The following is a 16973-nucleotide window of genomic DNA, read 5'->3' as shown; positions in this document are numbered from 1 at the left end:
GTACTTCGCCGATCATGTCGCGCTGGCTGTCGAGGAACCGATTGAACCCGCGCGCCAGATCACCCAGCTCATCGGCGCGGCTGGAATCTAACCGGCGGGTCAAATCGCCACCACCGCTACCAATGGCAACCAGCGCGGCTGTTACCTGACGAATCGGCCGTACCAGCCCACGGGCCAGCAACACCACCAGCAACAGGCACACAATCGCCACCGCCAAGCCGATGCCGCTGCTCATCCACATGGCACGGCGGGCTTCGGCGTAGATCTGTGATTGCGGCACTTCCGCCACCAGGGTCCAGCCGAGATCGCGCAATGGCAGGCTTAACGCAAGAAAGTCCTCGCCTTCCCGCTGGAAGCTGCTGCTGGTGGTGGCAGTTTTTTGACCCATCACTGCCTGTGCCGCCGTAGCACCAATCTGTTCGGTCAGGCTGCGCTTGCCACTCAATTGCGCCTCGGGATGGACCTGGATCAAACCGTCGGAACGCACGAGATAGACCTTGCCGCGCTCCCCGAAGCTGAAGTTGTGGATCAGCTCCGACAGCTCTTTCATGCTCAGGCCAAGCCCGGCAACGCCCACGACTTTACCGGCCTGCTCGACTTTGAAGTCGATGAAAAGCGCCAATTCTCCGGTTGCCGTGTCATTGTCGATATTGAGGGTGCGCGGCTGGTTACTGTCGAGAAATGAGTAGAACCAGGCGTCTTTCGGATTGGATCGGCTGAGGGTCCGGTCCAGGCCTTTTTCGGTGAAGTAATGGTTGGACGCGGTGCCGACAATAATCGCGGTAAAAGCCTTGTGCTCGGCGCGGATGCCTTCGAGATAGGTAGTAAAGGTGTTGGCCTGGGCACCGTCTTCACCCCCTGCCAGCCAGTCGCGCACCATGCTGTTGCTGGCGATGTCCTTGGCGGCGGTGAGGGGTTGGACGAGGATGCGCTCGATGTCGTTGCGCATCGCTTCGATGCTCGATGGCAAGGCTTGCTCGACCAGATAGCTCTGGGCGAGACGATTGACCACCAGGGTATAAATGCCCACCACGATCAGAATACTGACCAGCAAGGAGCTGCCCATACTCAGGATCAACTGCCATTGAATACTGCGTCGCCAGAACTGCATGGAGCACCCCCAAAGAATAAGAGGCTGAAACACTGCAACAGCCGTGCCGATTGTATACAATCCAACCGACAATTTATTCTTTGGTTGTGCGCAAAGCCGATCAGGCCTGATTGATCGTCTTTGAGATCACTTCAACCGTGGCGCTGACTTGCTCTTGGTAACGGTCGAGTTCGAGCTTGTGCTGTTTCTGCATTTCGATCTGCTGGGAGCACAGATTCATCGCCGCCAGCACCAGCAGTCGGTCACCGATCAGCGTCGGGTACTTCCTTTTGGTGTCGGCCAGGGCTGCCTTCAACATCATCGCGGCGTCCAGCAGGGTCTGCTCTTCCCCGGCCGGTGCCTTGATCGAATAGTCCTCCCCCAGGATCGAGACGACTTTTACCCCTGCGGCGTTGTAACTCATGCGCTGACAGGACCTGCGCTGACGCGCTCAACCAAGGCCTGAATGCGAGCCGCCGTGGCGCCTTGCTTCTCTTCGTGTTCCATCAGGCTCAGTTGCAGGCTTTCGTTTTCATCTTTGGCCTGGGCCAGTTCCGCGGTCAGGTTCTGGTTCTGTTGCACCAGGTCGCTGACCAGTTGTTCCAATTGGCTTAGGGATGCTTCCAACATTTTGATTTTCCGGGCTTTTTCAATGGGCGCGTACGATAAAGAAAAGTCACCCTGGATGCCAGGGTTATACAGGCGCAAAGCCTTGATTTTGCTGACGGGCAACCTTCCTCGCGAGTTTTAAAGACTGTGATTGGCCAATCTGGTTCCTGCACTTCGTCGCCACAAGGTGCAACCGGCTAAAACAGGCCGGGCTCAAGACTTCAGCCAGGCGACCGATAAGTCATTCATACAGCAGCCTCAGCCGCGCACGGATGCGCTCTTTTCGGTGATCGCCATGTCCCTTCGTAATATGAATATCGCCCCTCGGGCGTTCCTCAGCTTTGCCCTGATCGGCGGCTTGATGATGGTTCTGGGGGTGTTTGCCTTGAATCAGATGAGCAAGATCCGCGGCGCCGCCGAGAACATCACCAACAACAGTGTGCCGAGCATCAAGAGCCTGGACGAGTTCACCCAACTCACTTTGCGCCTGCGCGTGTTGTCGTACCGCTTGCTGGTGAATCGCGAGCCGGACGTGCAGCAGAAAACCGTGGAATTGCTGGAGACGCGCAACCAGCAGATTCGCAGCGCCCAGGCGACCTACGAAAAACTGATCTCCAGCCCGCAGGAACGTGCGGCCTACGATCAATACATACAGTTGCTGGGTCAGTACCGCCAGATCGAAGACCGGATGAAAAGCCTGTCGCGCAACAATCAGGTCGACGAACTGCGCAGCTTGCTCAACACCGATTTGCTCAACAACTCCGAAGCGGTCAACGCCGTGTTGAACCGCCTGCTGGAGATCAACACCCAGCAGAGCCACGACACCAACCAGCAGGCAGCCGATCAGTATGATTCGGCGTTCAACCTGGTGATCACCCTGTTGGTGATCGCCACTGCCCTGACGTTGCTGTTCGCCTGGTTGCTGACCAACAGCATCACCCAACCGCTCGCCAACGCCCTGAGCGCCGCCGAACAAATTGCCGAAGGCAACCTGACCCGCCCGATCAACGTCGACGGCAAAGACGAAGCCGGCCGCTTGCTGCTGGCCATGGCGAAGATGCAGGACAAGCTGCGTGACACGCTGCAGCGCATTTCCGGCTCGGCCACGCAGCTGGCGTCCGCTGCCGAAGAACTCAACAGCGTTACTGACGAAAGCGCCCGTGGCCTGACCCAACAGAACAACGAAATCGAACAGGCCGCCACGGCAGTCAATGAAATGACCAGCGCCGTGGAAGAAGTCGCGCGCAATGCGGTCAGCACGTCCGAGGCGTCGAAGAACGCCACCACGTCTGCCGGCGACGGCCGTGACTTGGTACAGGAAACCGTGAGCGCCATCGAACGCATGAGCGCCGACGTGCAGAGCACCGCGACCCTGATCGGCGACCTGGCCAACGAGTCCCGCGACATCGGCAAGGTGCTGGACGTGATCCGTGGCCTGGCCGACCAGACCAACCTGCTGGCTTTGAACGCCGCCATCGAGGCCGCACGCGCCGGTGAGGCCGGTCGTGGTTTCGCCGTGGTGGCCGATGAGGTGCGCGCCCTGGCCCACCGCACCCAGCAGTCGACCAGCGAAATCGAACGCATGATCGGCAGCATCCAGAGCGGTACCGAGCACGCGGTGGATTCGATGCGCAACAGCACCGAACGCGCCGAATCGACCCTGAACATCGCCCGTGGTGCCGGGATGTCGCTGGACACCATCAATAGCGCCATCGTCGAAATCAACGAGCGCAACCTGGTGATCGCCAGCGCCGCCGAAGAACAGGCGCAGGTGGCCCGTGAAGTGGATCGCAACCTGGTGAACATTCGCGATCTGTCGGTGCAGTCGGCCACCGGGGCGAATCAGACGAGTGCGGCGAGCAATGAGCTATCGCGTTTGGCGGTGGACCTGAACACGATGGTTGGGCGGTTTAGCCTCTAATCATCCGGTAACGCGCCCCCTGTGGGAGCGAGCTTGCTCGCGACGAGGCCGGCACATTCAACATTGATGGCGACTGATACACCGCTATCGTCGGAACGCCGCCCGGAGCAAGCTCGCTCCCACAGGGGTTCTGCGATGACTCAAAAGCTTTTTGACAGCATCACATTTCAACAGGTTAGAATCGCTGGCACGCAGACTGCATGGTCAGTTTGCGCCCGCCTTTCAGCTTTCTGGAGTACTGCCTTTGAATGCGACGACCATCAACAGCCTGTTCTTGATCGGCGCGTTGCTGGTAGGTGCGAGCATTCTGGTGAGCTCACTTTCGTCCCGTCTCGGCATCCCGATTCTGGTGATCATCCTGGCCGTCGGCATGGCGGCCGGTGTCGATGGCGCCGGCATTCTTTTTGATAACTACCCCACGGCCTATCTGGTGGGCAACCTCGCGCTGGCCGTGATCCTGCTCGACGGCGGCCTGCGCACCCGGGTGTCGAGTTTCCGCGTGGCGTTATGGCCGGCGCTCTCGCTGGCCACGGTCGGGGTGCTGATTACCACCGGGCTGACCGGCATGGCGGCCGCATGGCTGTTCAACCTGAACCTGATCCAGGGCCTGCTGATCGGGGCCATCGTCGGCTCCACCGACGCCGCGGCGGTGTTCTCGCTGTTGGGCGGAAAAGGCTTGAACGAGCGGGTAACCGCCAGCCTTGAAATCGAATCCGGCAGCAACGACCCGATGGCGGTGTTCCTCACCGTCACCCTGATCGACATGCTCGCCAGCGGCCAGACCGGCCTGCACTGGAGCCTGCTGACCCATCTGCTGCGCGAGTTCGGTATCGGTGGCGTCATTGGCTTGGGCGGTGGCTGGCTGATGCTGCAACTGGTCAATCGCATCAACCTCGCCACCGGCCTGTATCCGATTCTGGTCATCGCCGGTGGCCTGGTGGTGTTTGCCCTGACCAACGCCCTGCACGGCAGTGGCTTCCTGGCGGTGTACATCTGCGGCCTGGTGATCGGCAACCGCCCGGTGCGCAGCCGTCACGGCATCCTGCACATGCTCGACGGCATGGCCTGGCTGGCGCAGATCGGCATGTTCCTGGTGCTGGGGCTGCTGGTGACGCCTCACGATCTGCTGCCTATCGCCTTACCGGCACTGGCACTGGCGTTGTGGATGATTCTGTTTGCCCGGCCACTGTCCGTGCTGGTTGGCCTGCTGCCGTTCAAGGCGTTCCATGGTCGCGAGAAAGCGTTCATTTCCTGGGTCGGCTTGCGCGGCGCGGTTCCGATCATCCTGGCGGTGTTCCCGTTGATGGCCGGCCTGCCCAACGCCCAGCTCTATTTCAACCTCGCCTTCTTTATCGTGCTGGTGTCGCTGCTGGTTCAGGGCACGAGCCTGCCGTGGGTCGCCAGGTTGTTGAAAGTAACGGTGCCCCCGGAACCTGCACCCATCTCGCGGTCGGCCCTGGAAGTGCACGTCACCAGCGAGTGGGAGCTGTTCGTTTATCGTCTCGGCGCGGAGAAATGGTGCATCGGTTCGCCCCTGCGCGAGCTGAAAATGCCCGAAGGCACCCGTATCGCTGCCCTGTTTCGCGGTCAACAATTGCTCCATCCGTCGGGTAGTACGGTGCTCGAAGTCGATGATTTGCTGTGTGTTATCGGCCATGAACACAACCTGCCGGCCCTCGGAAAACTCTTCAGCCAGGCGCCACAACGGGGCCTCGACCTGCGCTTCTTCGGCGACTTCGTACTCGAAGGAGACGCCCAACTGGCCGCGGTTGCGGCCCTCTATGGCCTGAAGGTCGAAGGCATCGATCCGGACATGTCCCTGGGCCACTTCATTGCCCAGAAAGTCGGCGGCGCGCCGGTGGTGGGTGACCAGGTGGAATGGAACAACACCATCTGGACCGTGGCGGTCATGGACGGGAACAAGATCGGCAAAGTGGGCGTCAGATTCCCCGAAGGAAGTCGCCCGGGTCCCGGACTCTTCCTCTAAACTGCTTCCACTATCACTTGCTTGACCGGTCTTTATGCCTAACCTGCGCTACCTTTTCGCCATTGCCCTTTTGGGCTTGAGTCTCTCTGTCGGCACCCTTGGTTTATCGCCAGCGGCGCAAGCGGCCGAACCACCCTCCAGCGAAGCCGTGCAGGCGAGCCTGGACAAGATCGCCGACCGCAAATTGCCGGAAGCCGATCAGAAGGCCCTGCAAACCGTTCTGCAAAACACGCTGAGCCAGCTCAACAACAAGCGTGACTACGAGCAGAAACTGACCGCGCTCAAGCAGCAATTGAACAATGCGCCCAAACAGACCCTCGAGAACCAGCGTGAACTGACCCGCCTCAAGGCCAGCACCGTGGTGCCGGTGGCGCAGCGTTTCGCCAAAGAACCGATCCAGCAGCTGGAACAATTGCTCACAGAGCGTTCCACCCAGCAAAGCGACCTGCAAAAAGCCCTGGCCGATGCCAACAGCCTGATCATCACCGCCCAGACCCGCCCCGAGCGTGCTCAAGCGGAGATTTCCAGCAGCCAGACGCGCATTCAGCAGATCAACACCATCCTCAAAAACGGCAAGGACGCCGGCAAGACCTTGAGCGCCGAGCAGCGCGACCAGCTCAACGCCGAGCTGGCTGCGCTGAACGCCCTGATCCCGTTACGGCGCCAGGAACTGGCCGGCAATACCCAATTGCAAGACCTCGGCAACAGCCAGCATGACCTGTTGTCGGAGCGGTCCGACCGCCTGGATCGGGAAATCCAGGAATTGCAAAACCTGATCAACCAGAAGCGACTGGCGTTGTCCCAGGAAACGGTCACCCAGCAATCCATCGAAGCGCAGAAGGCTGGCGGCAGCAGCCTGCTGGCCACCGAAAGCGCGACCAACCTGAAGCTTTCGGACTACCTGCTCAAAAGCACCGACCGCCTCAACGAAGTCACCCAGCAAAATCTGCAGACCAAGCAACAGCTGGACAGCCTGACCCAGAGCGACTCGGCCTTGGACGAGCAAATCAACGTGCTCAAAGGCAGCCTGCTGCTCTCGAAGATTCTCTACAAACAGAAACAGGCGTTGCCGCGCCTGCGGCTCGACCGCAACCTGGCCGACCAGATCGCCGACATTCGCCTGTATCAGTTCGAAGTCAGCCAGCAACGGGAATTGCTGAGCAGTCCGACCACCTACGTCGAAAACCTGCTGGCGACCCAGCCGCCCGAGCAAGTCACGCCGCAGCTGCGCAAAAGCCTGATGGAACTGGCCACCACCCGCGCCGATCTGCTGGAACGCCTCAATCGCGAACTGAGCGCGGTGCTCAATGAATCCATCACCCTGCAACTGAACCAGAAGCAATTGCTCAGCACGGCGCAAAGCCTGCGGGCGACCCTCGATGAGCAGATGTTCTGGATCCCGAGCAACAAGCCGCTGGAACTGGAGTGGATTAGCAGTGTGCCGGATCGCCTGCAGCGACAACTCGATTCGCTGCCGGTACTTTCAAGCCTGAGCGAACTGACCGACGGTCTGACCCAGCGCCCGCTGCTGTTCCTGCCACTGGCACTGCTGATCGGTGCGCTGCTGTGGCGCCGCAAGAATCTGTACGCGCGACTGAACAAGGTTCACCAGGACATCGGTCACTTCAAACGCGATAGCCAGTGGCACACGCCGCAGGCGATTCTGATCAATATTCTGCTGGCGATGCCGGTTTCCCTGGGGCTCGCCTTGTGCGGACTGGCCCTGCGAATCGACGCCCGTGGGCAGAACGCCAATATGGGCGCGGCGCTGCTGCAAATGGCCGGGGCCTGGCTGGTGTTCTACACCGCCTACCGGATCCTCGCGCCGGGCGGTGTGGCAGAACTGCATTTCCGCTGGGAAAAGCCCCAGGTGGAATTCCTGCGCATCTGGGTCCGCCGCCTCGGCATCGTGGTGATGGCACTGGTGACCGTAGTGGCCGTTGCCGAACTGCAACCGGCGGCGCTGGCCGATGACGTGATCGGCATGCCGGTGGTACTCACCTGCTACGCATTGATGACCTTGCTGCTCAGCCGCTTGCTCATCAGTAGCCCGACCCACAAGAACGCCTCGCTGTTCCGCAAGCTAGTGGGGATCCTGTTCACCGCCCTGCCCGTCGCGCTGTTCGTGGCGGTGTGCTTCGGCTACTACTACACCGCGCTGAAGCTCAGCGACCGCTTGATCAACACCCTGTACCTGTTGATGTTCTGGCTGGTGATCGAAGCCACGTTCGTGCGAGGTCTCAGCGTAGCGGCGCGCCGCCTGGCTTATCAGCGCGCCCTGGCCAAACGTAACGCAGCAAAAGAGACCGCCGACGGCGAAGCAGTCGTCGAAGAGCCGACAATGGACATCGAGAAGGTCAACGAACAGTCCCTGCGCCTGATCCGTCTGGCGCTGCTGGGCGGCTTCATGGTCGCGCTGTACTGGGTCTGGTCCGACCTGATCAGCGTGTTCTCGTACCTGGACAACGTCACTCTCTACGAATACACCAGCGGCACCGGCGCCAACATGAGCATGGTGCCGATCAGCATCGGCGACATGCTCGGTGCACTGATCATCATCGGCATCACCTTTGCCCTGGCGCGCAACCTGCCGGGTCTGCTGGAAGTGTTCGTGCTGTCCAAGCTCAACCTGGCCCAGGGCAGCGCCTACGCGACCACCACGCTACTGTCGTACGTGATCGCCGGCGTTGGTTTCGTCTCGACGCTGTCGACCCTTGGCGTGAGCTGGGACAAGTTGCAATGGCTGGTAGCGGCGCTGTCGGTCGGTCTCGGTTTCGGCATGCAGGAGATCTTCGCCAACTTCATTTCCGGCATCATGATCCTGTTCGAGCGCCCGGTACGGATCGGCGACACCATCACCATCGGCAACCTGTCGGGTACGGTGAGCAAGATTCGCATCCGTGCCACGACCATCACCGACTTCGACCGCAAGGACATCATCGTCCCGAACAAGACGTTCATTACCGGGCAACTGATCAACTGGTCGCTGACCGATACCATCACCCGGGTGACCCTCAAGCTCGGTGTCGACTACGGCTCGGACCTGGACCTGGTGAAGGAGCTGTTGCTCAAGGCAGCACGCGATAACCCGCGCGTCCTGAAAGACCCGGAGCCGCACGTGTACTTCCTGAACTTCGGCGAAAGCACCCTCGACCACGAGTTGCGCATGCACGTGCGCGACCTCGGTGACCGCAACCCGGTGCTCGACGAGGTCAACCGCTTCATCAACCGCGAGTTCAAGAAACAGCACATCAACATCTCGTTCCGGCAGATGGAGGTTTACCTCAAGAACCTGCACGGCCAGGAATACAAGATGGTGCCAATCGAACCGGAAGCGAAGACCATCGTGCCGTTGGTCGACGGCAAACCGCCGAAAGAGCCGCCCGCCGCCGAACTCGACTAACCGGCCATTCCCCAGCAGAATGCTCGGACATTCTGCTGGAGCCGGCCCTTGAAAGCCCTCGACGAACTCACCTTCGATAACCGCTTCGACCGCCTGGGCGATGCGTTTTCCGCCCATGTGCTGCCCGAGCCCATCGATAATCCGCGCCTGGTAGTGGCCAGCCCCGCCGCCATGGCGCTGCTCGACCTCGACCCGGCCGTGGCCGAAACCCCGGAGTTCGCCGAACTGTTCAGCGGCCACAAGCTCTGGGCCGATGCGATCCCAAGGGCCATGGTCTATTCCGGGCATCAGTTCGGTTTCTACAACCCGCAACTGGGCGACGGTCGCGGCCTGTTGCTGGGCGAGGTGTACAACGAGGCCGGCGAACATTGGGACCTGCACCTCAAGGGCGCCGGCCAGACGCCGTTTTCACGCATGGGCGATGGCCGGGCGGTACTGCGTTCGTCGATTCGCGAATTCCTCGCGTCCGAAGCCCTGCAAGCCCTGAACATCCCGACCACACGCGCCCTGTGCGTGATCGGCTCCGATACCCCGGTGTGGCGCGAAAAGCAGGAGCGCGCGGCCATGATCCTGCGTCTGTCGCCAAGCCATGTGCGCTTCGGCCACTTCGAATATTTCTACTACACCAAGCGCCCCGAGCAGCAGAAAGAGCTGGGGGATCACGTGCTGGCCATGCACTTCCCGGAGTGCCTGGAGCAACCGGAGCCGTACCTGGCGATGTTCCGCGAAGTGGTCGAGCGCAATGCCGAACTGATCGCCAAATGGCAGGCCTACGGTTTCTGCCACGGAGTGATGAACACCGACAACATGTCGATCCTCGGGATTACTTTCGACTTCGGCCCGTTCGCCTTCCTCGACGACTTCGACGCCAACTTCATCTGCAACCACTCTGACGATCAGGGCCGTTACTCCTTCAGCAACCAGGTGCCGATTGGCCAGTGGAACCTCAGCGCGCTGGCCCAGGCCCTGACGCCGTTCATCAGCATCGAAGCCCTGCGCGAAACCCTCGGCCTGTACCTGCCGCTGTTCCAGGCCCATTACCTGGACCTGATGCGCCGCCGCCTCGGCCTGACAACGGCCGAAGACGACGACCAGAAGCTGCTGGAGAGTCTGCTGCAACTGATGCAAAACAGCGGCGTCGACTACAGCCTGTTTTTCCGCCGCCTGGGTGATGAAGCACCGGAACAGGCCATCACCCGATTGCGTGATGACTTCGTCGACCTCAAGGGCTTTGACGCCTGGGGCGAGCTCTACGTCGCCCGGGTGGCCCGTGAAGGCACGCTCGATCAACAGCAGCGCCGCCAGCGGATGCACGCAGTCAACCCGCTGTACATCCTGCGCAACTACCTGGCGCAAAAGGCCATCGATGCGGCAGAGAGCGGCGACTACTCGGAAGTCCGCCGACTGCACGCGGTACTGAGCAATCCGTTCGTGGAACAACCGGGGATGGAAAGTTATGCCGAGCGACCACCGGAGTGGGGCAAGCATCTGGAGATCAGTTGTTCGTCGTGAGGCAGAACATTAAACATTTTGGATTGGCGATGAACGGCGCTCCCGATCATAGGCTTCGATATGATCGCTTATGATCGACACCAAACCCTCAAGTGAGTGCAATTCATCACCGCCCATCATCACTAGCAACTCATCCCGCGATTTGACCAACCGGTCGAATTCAACTTCTGATTGAGGCCGTTTTAGCAGCCAAGATACGGATGACCAGTGTTCAATGGCTTGCTTAACGATTCTTTGCATTTTTGCGCCTCTTGGTTGTTATCGGAAAGTGCGCGAAAAGATTACAAATTGAATAACTCGCTACCTAGCAGACAGAGGCACCGTCGCCTGTAGGTGGCCTCTCCAATTGCAGAAGGCTCCTGCCTACAAATCCGAATCTTGATAAACAGGGTTCTTACCTCCAGATCAACGCTCTGACTACCAACTTCCGAAGAGCCTCACCATGACCGACCCACTCCTCATCCCCTGCCCTCACTGCAACGGCCTCAACCGCATTCCCGCCGAGCGTCTCGACGATCATCCAAAATGCGGTCGCTGCAAGGCCGAAGTCCTGCTGAACAAACCGTTTGAATTGAAGCAAGGCGACTACGCCAGCCAGATCAAGGGCGATCTGCCGTTGCTGGTGGACGTGTGGGCGGACTGGTGCGGGCCGTGCAAGTCGTTTGCGCCGGTGTTCGAACAGGCAGCCGGGCAACTGGCGGGCAAGTGTCGGCTGGCCAAACTGGACAGCGAGGCGAACCAGCAGTTGTCGGCGCAATTGGGGATTCGCTCGATTCCGAGCCTGATCCTGTTCAAGAACGGCCGGGAAGTCGCCCGGCAGAGCGGGGCTTTCCCGTTACCGCAACTGATGAGCTGGTTGCGTAGCCAGGGGATCTGAAGCAACACAGACCCTGTGGGAGCGAGCTCGCTCGCGATGAGGGCGTCAAATTCAACATCTCTGTTGACCGACACACTGCCATCGCGAGCAAGCTCGCTCCCACAGGTTTTTCAGGCGTTTTCCAACAGGTTGTGCAGCTCAACGAATTGCTGGGTCAGCTTGTGCCGCGGGTCGAGATGGATCAGCGGCGTGTTGGCCTGGTGGGATTCGCGCATGCGTACCGAGCTGGCCAGGTACACCGGCAACACCGGCAGGCCTTCGGCGATCAGCTCATCGAGAATTTGCTGGGGCAGGCTGGCGCGGGCCTGGAACTGGTTGACGACGATGCCTTCGACTTCCAGGCCCTCGTTGTGGTCTTCCTTCAACTCTTCGATTTCCGCCATCAGGCCGTACAGTGCCTGACGTGAAAAACTGTCGCAATCGAAGGGGATCAACACACGATCGGCGGCAATCAACGCTGAAACCGCGTAGAAATTCAGCGCTGGCGGAGTATCGAGGTAAATCCGGTCGTAGTCTTCGCTAAGCTCCTCAAGCAACTTACGCAGCTTGTTGATCTTGTGCTTGGCTTCAAGCTTTGGCTGCAAGTCCGCCAGCTCGGCGGTTGCGGTCACGACATGGAGGTTATCGAACGGGGTTTCGTAGATGTCGACCTGATTCTTTTTGGAGAACGGCCCGGAAGACAGCGTCTGCTTGAAGAAATCGGCGATACCCATCGGGATGTCGTTACCGGTGAGCCCCGTCAGGTACTGAGTGGAGTTGGCCTGGGCATCGAGATCCACCAACAAGGTGCGAAAACCCTCGCTGGCACTGACCGCCGCCAGATTGCAGGCAATGCTGGATTTGCCAACGCCACCTTTCTGATTGAACACCACGCGCCGCATGTCAAAACCTCCGTGTACCAAAGAATGACCGAGTGTAGTGGTCCACCGCGTCGCTTCGCTACCTTGTCAGCAAAGGGACTACACCGTCAGTTGCCTTCTCCTGCTTGAAAAGCCCTGAACGGCCCGATGGCTCGACGTCAGAGCCGACAGACGGAGGCATGATTTTGTGAATAATTACCAATCGTTCAATTTTTTCGAGTCAGCCGCTTCATCTTATTGAGCAAAATGTAACCAGCATTTGCTACACGTTCCCGGCACCGGGATAATGCGCGCCACTCGGCGCCAAACGCCACGCAGGGTGAGTCTCGGCTCTCGGCCGCTCCCCCGCGTCAAGTAAGCCCGTGAGGGCGGGATGAATGTCTGTGATCAACTTCAACATCGCCCAATGGCGCGCCTGGGCCCCGGGGCTTGAAAGCGTGAGCGATTGGCAGGCCTGGAGCCGACAACCGGTCGTGCTGCCGGACAGCGATGCCGCTCCCGACGTTTCCTTTCTGCCGGCCATGCAGCGCCGCCGGCTCAGCCGTCTGGCGCGGATGGCCTTCAGTGTCGGCTGGCCATTGGCCGAAGGTCGGCAGGATCTGCCATTGGTCTTTGTTTCCCGTCACGGCGAAACGCCCCGCACCGTCGACATTCTCAGTGATCTGGCCGCCGACCAGCCGCTGTCGCCAACCCAGTTCAGCTTGTCCGTGCATAACGCGATTATTGGCTTGTGGTCGATCATGCGCGGTGAAACCAGCGAAATGACGGCCCTGGCCGCCGCAGGCGACGGCCTGGAACACGGCATGCTGGAAGCTGCCGCATTGCTGGCTGAAGGCGCTCCGGCAGTACTTCTGGTGGTCACCGAAGAGCAACCACCCGAGGCTTACTCAACCTGGATCGACGACGTGCCGTTCCCTTATGCCGTCGGCCTGCTGATCACACCCGGTACCGACTGGCAGTTGTCCCTGAACAGCCCCGCGGATGCGTTGTCCAACACCCGTTGGCCCCACGCGCTGAATCTGTTGCGTACGATGCTCGGCCAGCAAACCACTTGCCAACATGCCTGGAAAAATCGCGTATGGACCTGGCAACGCAACCCATGACCGAAAAAAACCGCGACGCCTATTACTGGCGCTTGCTGGCCACCGCCGCGAGCTTTGCCCTGTTCGGGTTGGGTGGGCTGTGCCTGCGTCTGGTGATTTTCCCTGTGCTGAACTGTCTGCCCGGCGACGCCCAGACCCATCGGCTGCGGGCCAGACAAACGGTCAGCCGCTGTTTCTGGATTTTTGTGCGTTTCATGGCCCGTACCGGGGTGCTGACCTATAACATTGAAGGCGCGGAAAAACTCGGTCGTCCCGGGCAGATGATCATTGCCAATCACCCGTCACTGATCGACGTGGTGTTTCTGATCGGCCTGGTGCGTCACGCCAACTGCGTGGTCAAGCAAAGCCTCTGGGAAAACCCTTTCACCCGCGGACCGCTGGGCAGCACCGAATACATCAGCAATGACGGCAGCATGGACATGCTCGACGCGGCTGCCGACGCGCTGAAAGACGGCCAGACCCTGATCATTTTCCCTGAAGGTACACGCACCCAACCCGGCCAGGCGCCAGCCTTTCATCGGGGGGGCGCGGCAATCGCCCTGCGCGGTGCGAAAATCCTCACCCCGGTCATTATCAAGGTCAACCCGACCACATTGACCAAGGCCGAGCCCTGGTATCGCATCCCCAAGCGGCGCGTGCACTTCAGTTTTCGGGTTGGGGCCGATATAGACCCACAGACCTTCGCCACGCTGGGGCCGGCTCCGCAAGCCTCGCGCAAGCTCAACGATTATTTGCATTCTTACTTCATCAAGGAGCTCGCCGAAGATGAGCGATCTGTACACCCATAGCCTGGTGCTGGAAATCAAAGAACTGATCATCGAAGCCCTCGGCCTCGAAGACATCAGCGCCGAAGACATCGGCAACGAGCAGACGCTGTTCGGCGAAGGCCTGGGCCTGGACTCGGTGGACGCCCTGGAACTGGGCCTGGCCATCCAGAAAAAGTACGGCATCAAAATCGACGCCGATGCCAAGGACACACGTAATCACTTCAGTAACGTGGCGAGCCTTGCGGCGTTCGTCACCGCAAAACAGGCAGCTTGAGACCGGACCATGCAAACTCGTGACGACATTTTCAACACCCTGCGCGATGCCCTGGTCGAGCTCTTCGAACTGGACCCCGAGCGTGTGAGCCTGGAATCCAACCTGTATCAGGACCTGGAAATCGACAGCATCGACGCGGTCGACCTGATTGATCACATCAAACGCCAGACCGGCAAGAAAATCGCCGCCGAAGAATTCAAATCGGTGCGAACCGTCAGTGACGTGGTCGAGGCGGTCTACCGTCTGGTTCAACCGGCCGCATGAATCGACTGATTGGCCTCGGCCTGCTGCTGGCGGGTCTTTTGTATCCCTTTGCGGTGTATTTCGGCATGGAGCATTTCGCCCCGTGGCAGTTCGGGCTGCTGCTGGGCGGACTGTGGCTGGCCCGGGCGCTGACCGGCACACGACGGCCTGGCAGCCTGTGGATGGCCACGGTGGCCATTGTGTTCTGTCTGTTGCTGGCACTGTTCGACAGCCCGGCGCTGTTGCGCTGGTATCCGGTGTTGATCAGCAGCTTCATGCTGGTGCTGTTCGGATCGAGCCTGACATTCGGCCCGCCGATCGTTGAACGCCTGGCCCGGGTACGCGAGCCGCAATTGCCGGCCGAGGGCATTCGCTATACCCGTCAGGTGACCATCGCCTGGAGCGTTTTTTTTCTTTGCAACGGTGTGTGCGCCGCCGCCCTGACCCTCTGGGCGCCGCTGAGCTGGTGGACGCTGTACACCGGCCTGATTTCCTACGGATTGATAGGCCTGATGTTTGCCATTGAATGGCTCATACGACAAAGGGTACGAGGCCGCCCATGAATTGGATAAAACTTGAGCACATGCTGCTCAAGGCTCAGCCGGTGCGCGCCGTAACGACCGCTCCGGCACTGGATCACGCCCAACTGTGCGAACAGGCGCTGCGCCTGGCTGCCGGCCTGCAAGCCCGGAATGTACGGCAGATGGCCGTGCACCTTGAGGATGCCGCCGATCTGGCGATTGCCCTGTTCGGCGCCTGGCGTGCCGGGGTCAGTGTGCTGCTGCCGTCTGACCTGCAACCGCAGACTCGCCAACGCTGGTCAGGTGAAGTTGATCTCTGGCTGACCGATCAGCCCGACGATGAACACCTTGGCAATTTCCAACAGCCTCCGCTCAGTACCGCTGTGCTGGATCCGGATCACTGTCAACTCAGCCTGTGCACGTCGGGCTCCAGTGGCGAGCCCAAGCGCATCGAAAAAAACCTGCGCCAACTGGCCAATGAAGTCGAAGCCCTGGAACAGCTGTGGGGCGCTGATCTGGGCCCGGCGTGCATCATCGGCAGCGTCGCCACCCAGCACATCTACGGTCTGCTGTTTCGGGTGCTGTGGCCGCTATGCGCCGGACGCCCGTTCGTGCGTCGACAGTTGGCCTTTCCGGAAGACCTGCAACGCGCCAGCCGCGAATGCCCGGCCTTCGCCTGGGTGGCCAGCCCGGCGCTGCTCAAACGCATGGGCGACAACCTCGACTGGCCTGCGTTGAGCTCCGTACGCCGGGTTTTTTCCTCCGGCGGTGCATTGCCGGTCGAGGCCGCACAGCGCCTGCATGAGCGTCTGGGGCAATGGCCAGCGGAAATTTTCGGCAGTTCGGAAACCGGCGGCATCGCCTGGCGTCAGGGCGATGAACTCTGGCGGCCCTTTGCCGATGTCACGCTGACTCAAGACAGTGATGGCGCGCTGTTGATCGCTTCGCCCTACTTGCCTGACGGCCATGTTGAACAAACTGCCGACTCAGCGCGCATCACCGCCGATGGTCGCTTCGAATTGCTCGGGCGACTGGACCGGATCGTCAAACTGGAAGAAAAACGCATCTCGCTACCGATGCTGGAACAGGCGCTGACAGCCCATGAATGGGTTGTCGAAGCGCGGCTCGGCGTCGTTCAGGAAAACCGCGCCTCCCTGGGGGCATTGCTGGTGCTGAACGAGGCCGGCTTGCATGTGCTGCGCAATCAGGGCCGACGCAGTCTTACCGAGCAATTGCGCCAACACCTGAGCCAACACTGCGAAGCCCTGGCCCTGCCAAGACGCTGGCGCCTGCTACGACAACTGCCGCTGAACACTCAAGGCAAACTGCCCCAGGCCGACGTCGATGCCCTGCTGCTGGCGCCGCGCTCCAAAGCCCCGGAGGTCTTGGAGCAAGTCGAAACCAATGGCGAGTGGAGCCTGCAACTGGCCGTGCCACCGGACCTGGCCTATTTCAGCGGTCATTTCCCCACGGCGCCGGTGTTGCCTGGCGTGGTGCAGGTGGACTGGGCGCTGAGTCTGGGCCAGCAACTGATGAACCTGCCGAAAAAATTCGCCGGCATGGAAGTCTTGAAGTTCCAGCAACTGGTGCGCCCGGGCGATGAAATCCAGCTGCACCTGCGCTTTGACCCGGTGCGCGGCAAACTGTATTTCGCCTATCGCAACGAAACCGCCACTTGCTCCAGCGGGCGGATCTTGCTGGAGGCTGCAAATGCATAAGCTGGGTGAGTGCTGCGCACTCAATCGCGAGCAGGTCGAATCGTCGCACCGCCGCTCCCACACTGGATTTGTGAACGACACAGCCCCC

15 protein-coding genes and 2 pseudogenes are annotated in these 16973 nt (G+C 60.4%); 12 read left to right on the top strand and 5 right to left on the bottom strand.

Annotation, left to right across the window (positions count from 1 at the left end; genetic code table 11):
• Window positions 1-34: 34 nt before the first annotated feature.
• From AC1DU9_RS01365 to AC1DU9_RS01355, 3 genes and pseudogenes are all read right to left on the bottom strand, one after another.
• Window positions 35-1066: pseudogene (locus AC1DU9_RS01365) on the bottom strand (HAMP domain-containing protein); the annotation flags it as partial.
• 145 nt (window positions 1067-1211) lie between these two features.
• A complete protein-coding gene (locus AC1DU9_RS01360) occupies window positions 1212-1514 on the bottom strand; it encodes a cell division protein ZapA (RefSeq protein ID WP_102698611.1) in 303 nt (100 codons plus the stop codon).
• Window positions 1511-1720 (bottom strand): hypothetical protein, encoded by a 210-nt coding sequence (locus AC1DU9_RS01355; protein ID WP_095943263.1) that lies wholly within the window; start codon window positions 1718-1720, stop codon window positions 1511-1513. Before AC1DU9_RS01355 ends, AC1DU9_RS01360 begins: the two co-directional genes overlap by 4 nt.
• A 274-nt stretch (window positions 1721-1994) precedes the next feature.
• On the opposite strand from AC1DU9_RS01355, the pseudogene AC1DU9_RS01350 reads away from it, so the two are divergent.
• From AC1DU9_RS01350 to selO, 5 genes and pseudogenes are all read left to right on the top strand, one after another.
• Window positions 1995-2765, top strand: a pseudogene (locus AC1DU9_RS01350) (MCP four helix bundle domain-containing protein); the annotation flags it as partial.
• On the top strand, window positions 2748-3620 hold the full coding sequence (locus AC1DU9_RS01345) for a methyl-accepting chemotaxis protein (protein WP_477809657.1): 873 nt from the start codon (window positions 2748-2750) through the stop codon (window positions 3618-3620). The pseudogene AC1DU9_RS01350 and the gene AC1DU9_RS01345, both read left to right, overlap by 18 nt.
• 244 nt (window positions 3621-3864) lie before the next feature.
• Window positions 3865-5607 (top strand): potassium/proton antiporter, encoded by a 1743-nt coding sequence (locus tag AC1DU9_RS01340; protein ID WP_223457704.1) that lies wholly within the window; start codon window positions 3865-3867, stop codon window positions 5605-5607.
• Window positions 5608-5641: 34 nt separating this feature from the next.
• Window positions 5642-9010 (top strand): mechanosensitive channel MscK, encoded by a 3369-nt coding sequence (mscK, locus tag AC1DU9_RS01335; RefSeq protein ID WP_223457706.1) that lies wholly within the window; start codon window positions 5642-5644, stop codon window positions 9008-9010.
• 48 nt (window positions 9011-9058) lie between these two features.
• A complete protein-coding gene (selO, locus tag AC1DU9_RS01330; protein WP_223457708.1) occupies window positions 9059-10522 on the top strand; it encodes a protein adenylyltransferase SelO in 1464 nt (487 codons plus the stop codon).
• 9 nt (window positions 10523-10531) lie between these two features.
• Here the strand turns inward: selO and AC1DU9_RS01325 are convergent, their stop codons facing one another.
• The gene (locus tag AC1DU9_RS01325) at window positions 10532-10762 is read right to left on the bottom strand and encodes a hypothetical protein (protein WP_223457710.1); all 231 of its coding nucleotides are present in this window, start codon (window positions 10760-10762) and stop codon (window positions 10532-10534) included.
• A gap of 202 nt (window positions 10763-10964) precedes the next feature.
• Between AC1DU9_RS01325 and trxC the strand changes: the two genes are divergently transcribed.
• Window positions 10965-11399 carry a thioredoxin TrxC gene (gene trxC / locus AC1DU9_RS01320; protein ID WP_223457711.1) on the top strand — a complete coding sequence of 145 codons (435 nt, stop codon included), beginning with the start codon at window positions 10965-10967 and terminating at the stop codon, window positions 11397-11399.
• Between the two features lie 110 nt (window positions 11400-11509).
• On the opposite strand, the gene AC1DU9_RS01315 is transcribed toward trxC, so the two are convergent.
• On the bottom strand, window positions 11510-12280 hold the full coding sequence (locus tag AC1DU9_RS01315; protein WP_223457713.1) for a ParA family protein: 771 nt from the start codon (window positions 12278-12280) through the stop codon (window positions 11510-11512).
• Between the two features lie 356 nt (window positions 12281-12636).
• Between AC1DU9_RS01315 and AC1DU9_RS01310 the strand changes: the two genes are divergently transcribed.
• The 6 genes from AC1DU9_RS01310 to AC1DU9_RS01285 are packed head-to-tail and all read left to right on the top strand — an operon-like array spanning window position 12637 to window position 16885.
• Window positions 12637-13362, top strand: coding sequence for a beta-ketoacyl synthase chain length factor (locus tag AC1DU9_RS01310; RefSeq protein ID WP_223457714.1), 726 nt, complete (start codon window positions 12637-12639; stop codon window positions 13360-13362).
• A complete protein-coding gene (locus tag AC1DU9_RS01305) occupies window positions 13338-14150 on the top strand; it encodes a lysophospholipid acyltransferase family protein (RefSeq protein WP_223457715.1) in 813 nt (270 codons plus the stop codon). Before AC1DU9_RS01310 ends, AC1DU9_RS01305 begins: the two co-directional genes overlap by 25 nt.
• Window positions 14128-14403, top strand: coding sequence for a phosphopantetheine-binding protein (locus tag AC1DU9_RS01300; protein WP_223457717.1), 276 nt, complete (start codon window positions 14128-14130; stop codon window positions 14401-14403). The genes AC1DU9_RS01305 and AC1DU9_RS01300 overlap by 23 nt, the downstream gene beginning before the upstream one ends.
• A gap of 9 nt (window positions 14404-14412) precedes the next feature.
• Window positions 14413-14667 carry an acyl carrier protein gene (locus AC1DU9_RS01295; RefSeq protein ID WP_007992314.1) on the top strand — a complete coding sequence of 85 codons (255 nt, stop codon included), beginning with the start codon at window positions 14413-14415 and terminating at the stop codon, window positions 14665-14667.
• Window positions 14664-15209: a COG4648 family protein gene (locus AC1DU9_RS01290; protein WP_108216270.1), complete on the top strand. Its 546-nt coding sequence runs from the start codon at window positions 14664-14666 to the stop codon at window positions 15207-15209. Before AC1DU9_RS01295 ends, AC1DU9_RS01290 begins: the two co-directional genes overlap by 4 nt.
• Complete coding sequence (locus AC1DU9_RS01285) at window positions 15206-16885, top strand: acyl-CoA synthetase family protein (RefSeq protein WP_223457719.1); 1680 nt, start codon at window positions 15206-15208, stop codon at window positions 16883-16885. Before AC1DU9_RS01290 ends, AC1DU9_RS01285 begins: the two co-directional genes overlap by 4 nt.
• Window positions 16886-16973 lie beyond the last annotated feature (88 nt).

The organism is Pseudomonas sp. P4_C1, assembly GCF_056402155.1.
Note: the sequence above shows the minus strand (reverse complement) of the source record. Positions and strands in the feature narration are given on the sequence as shown.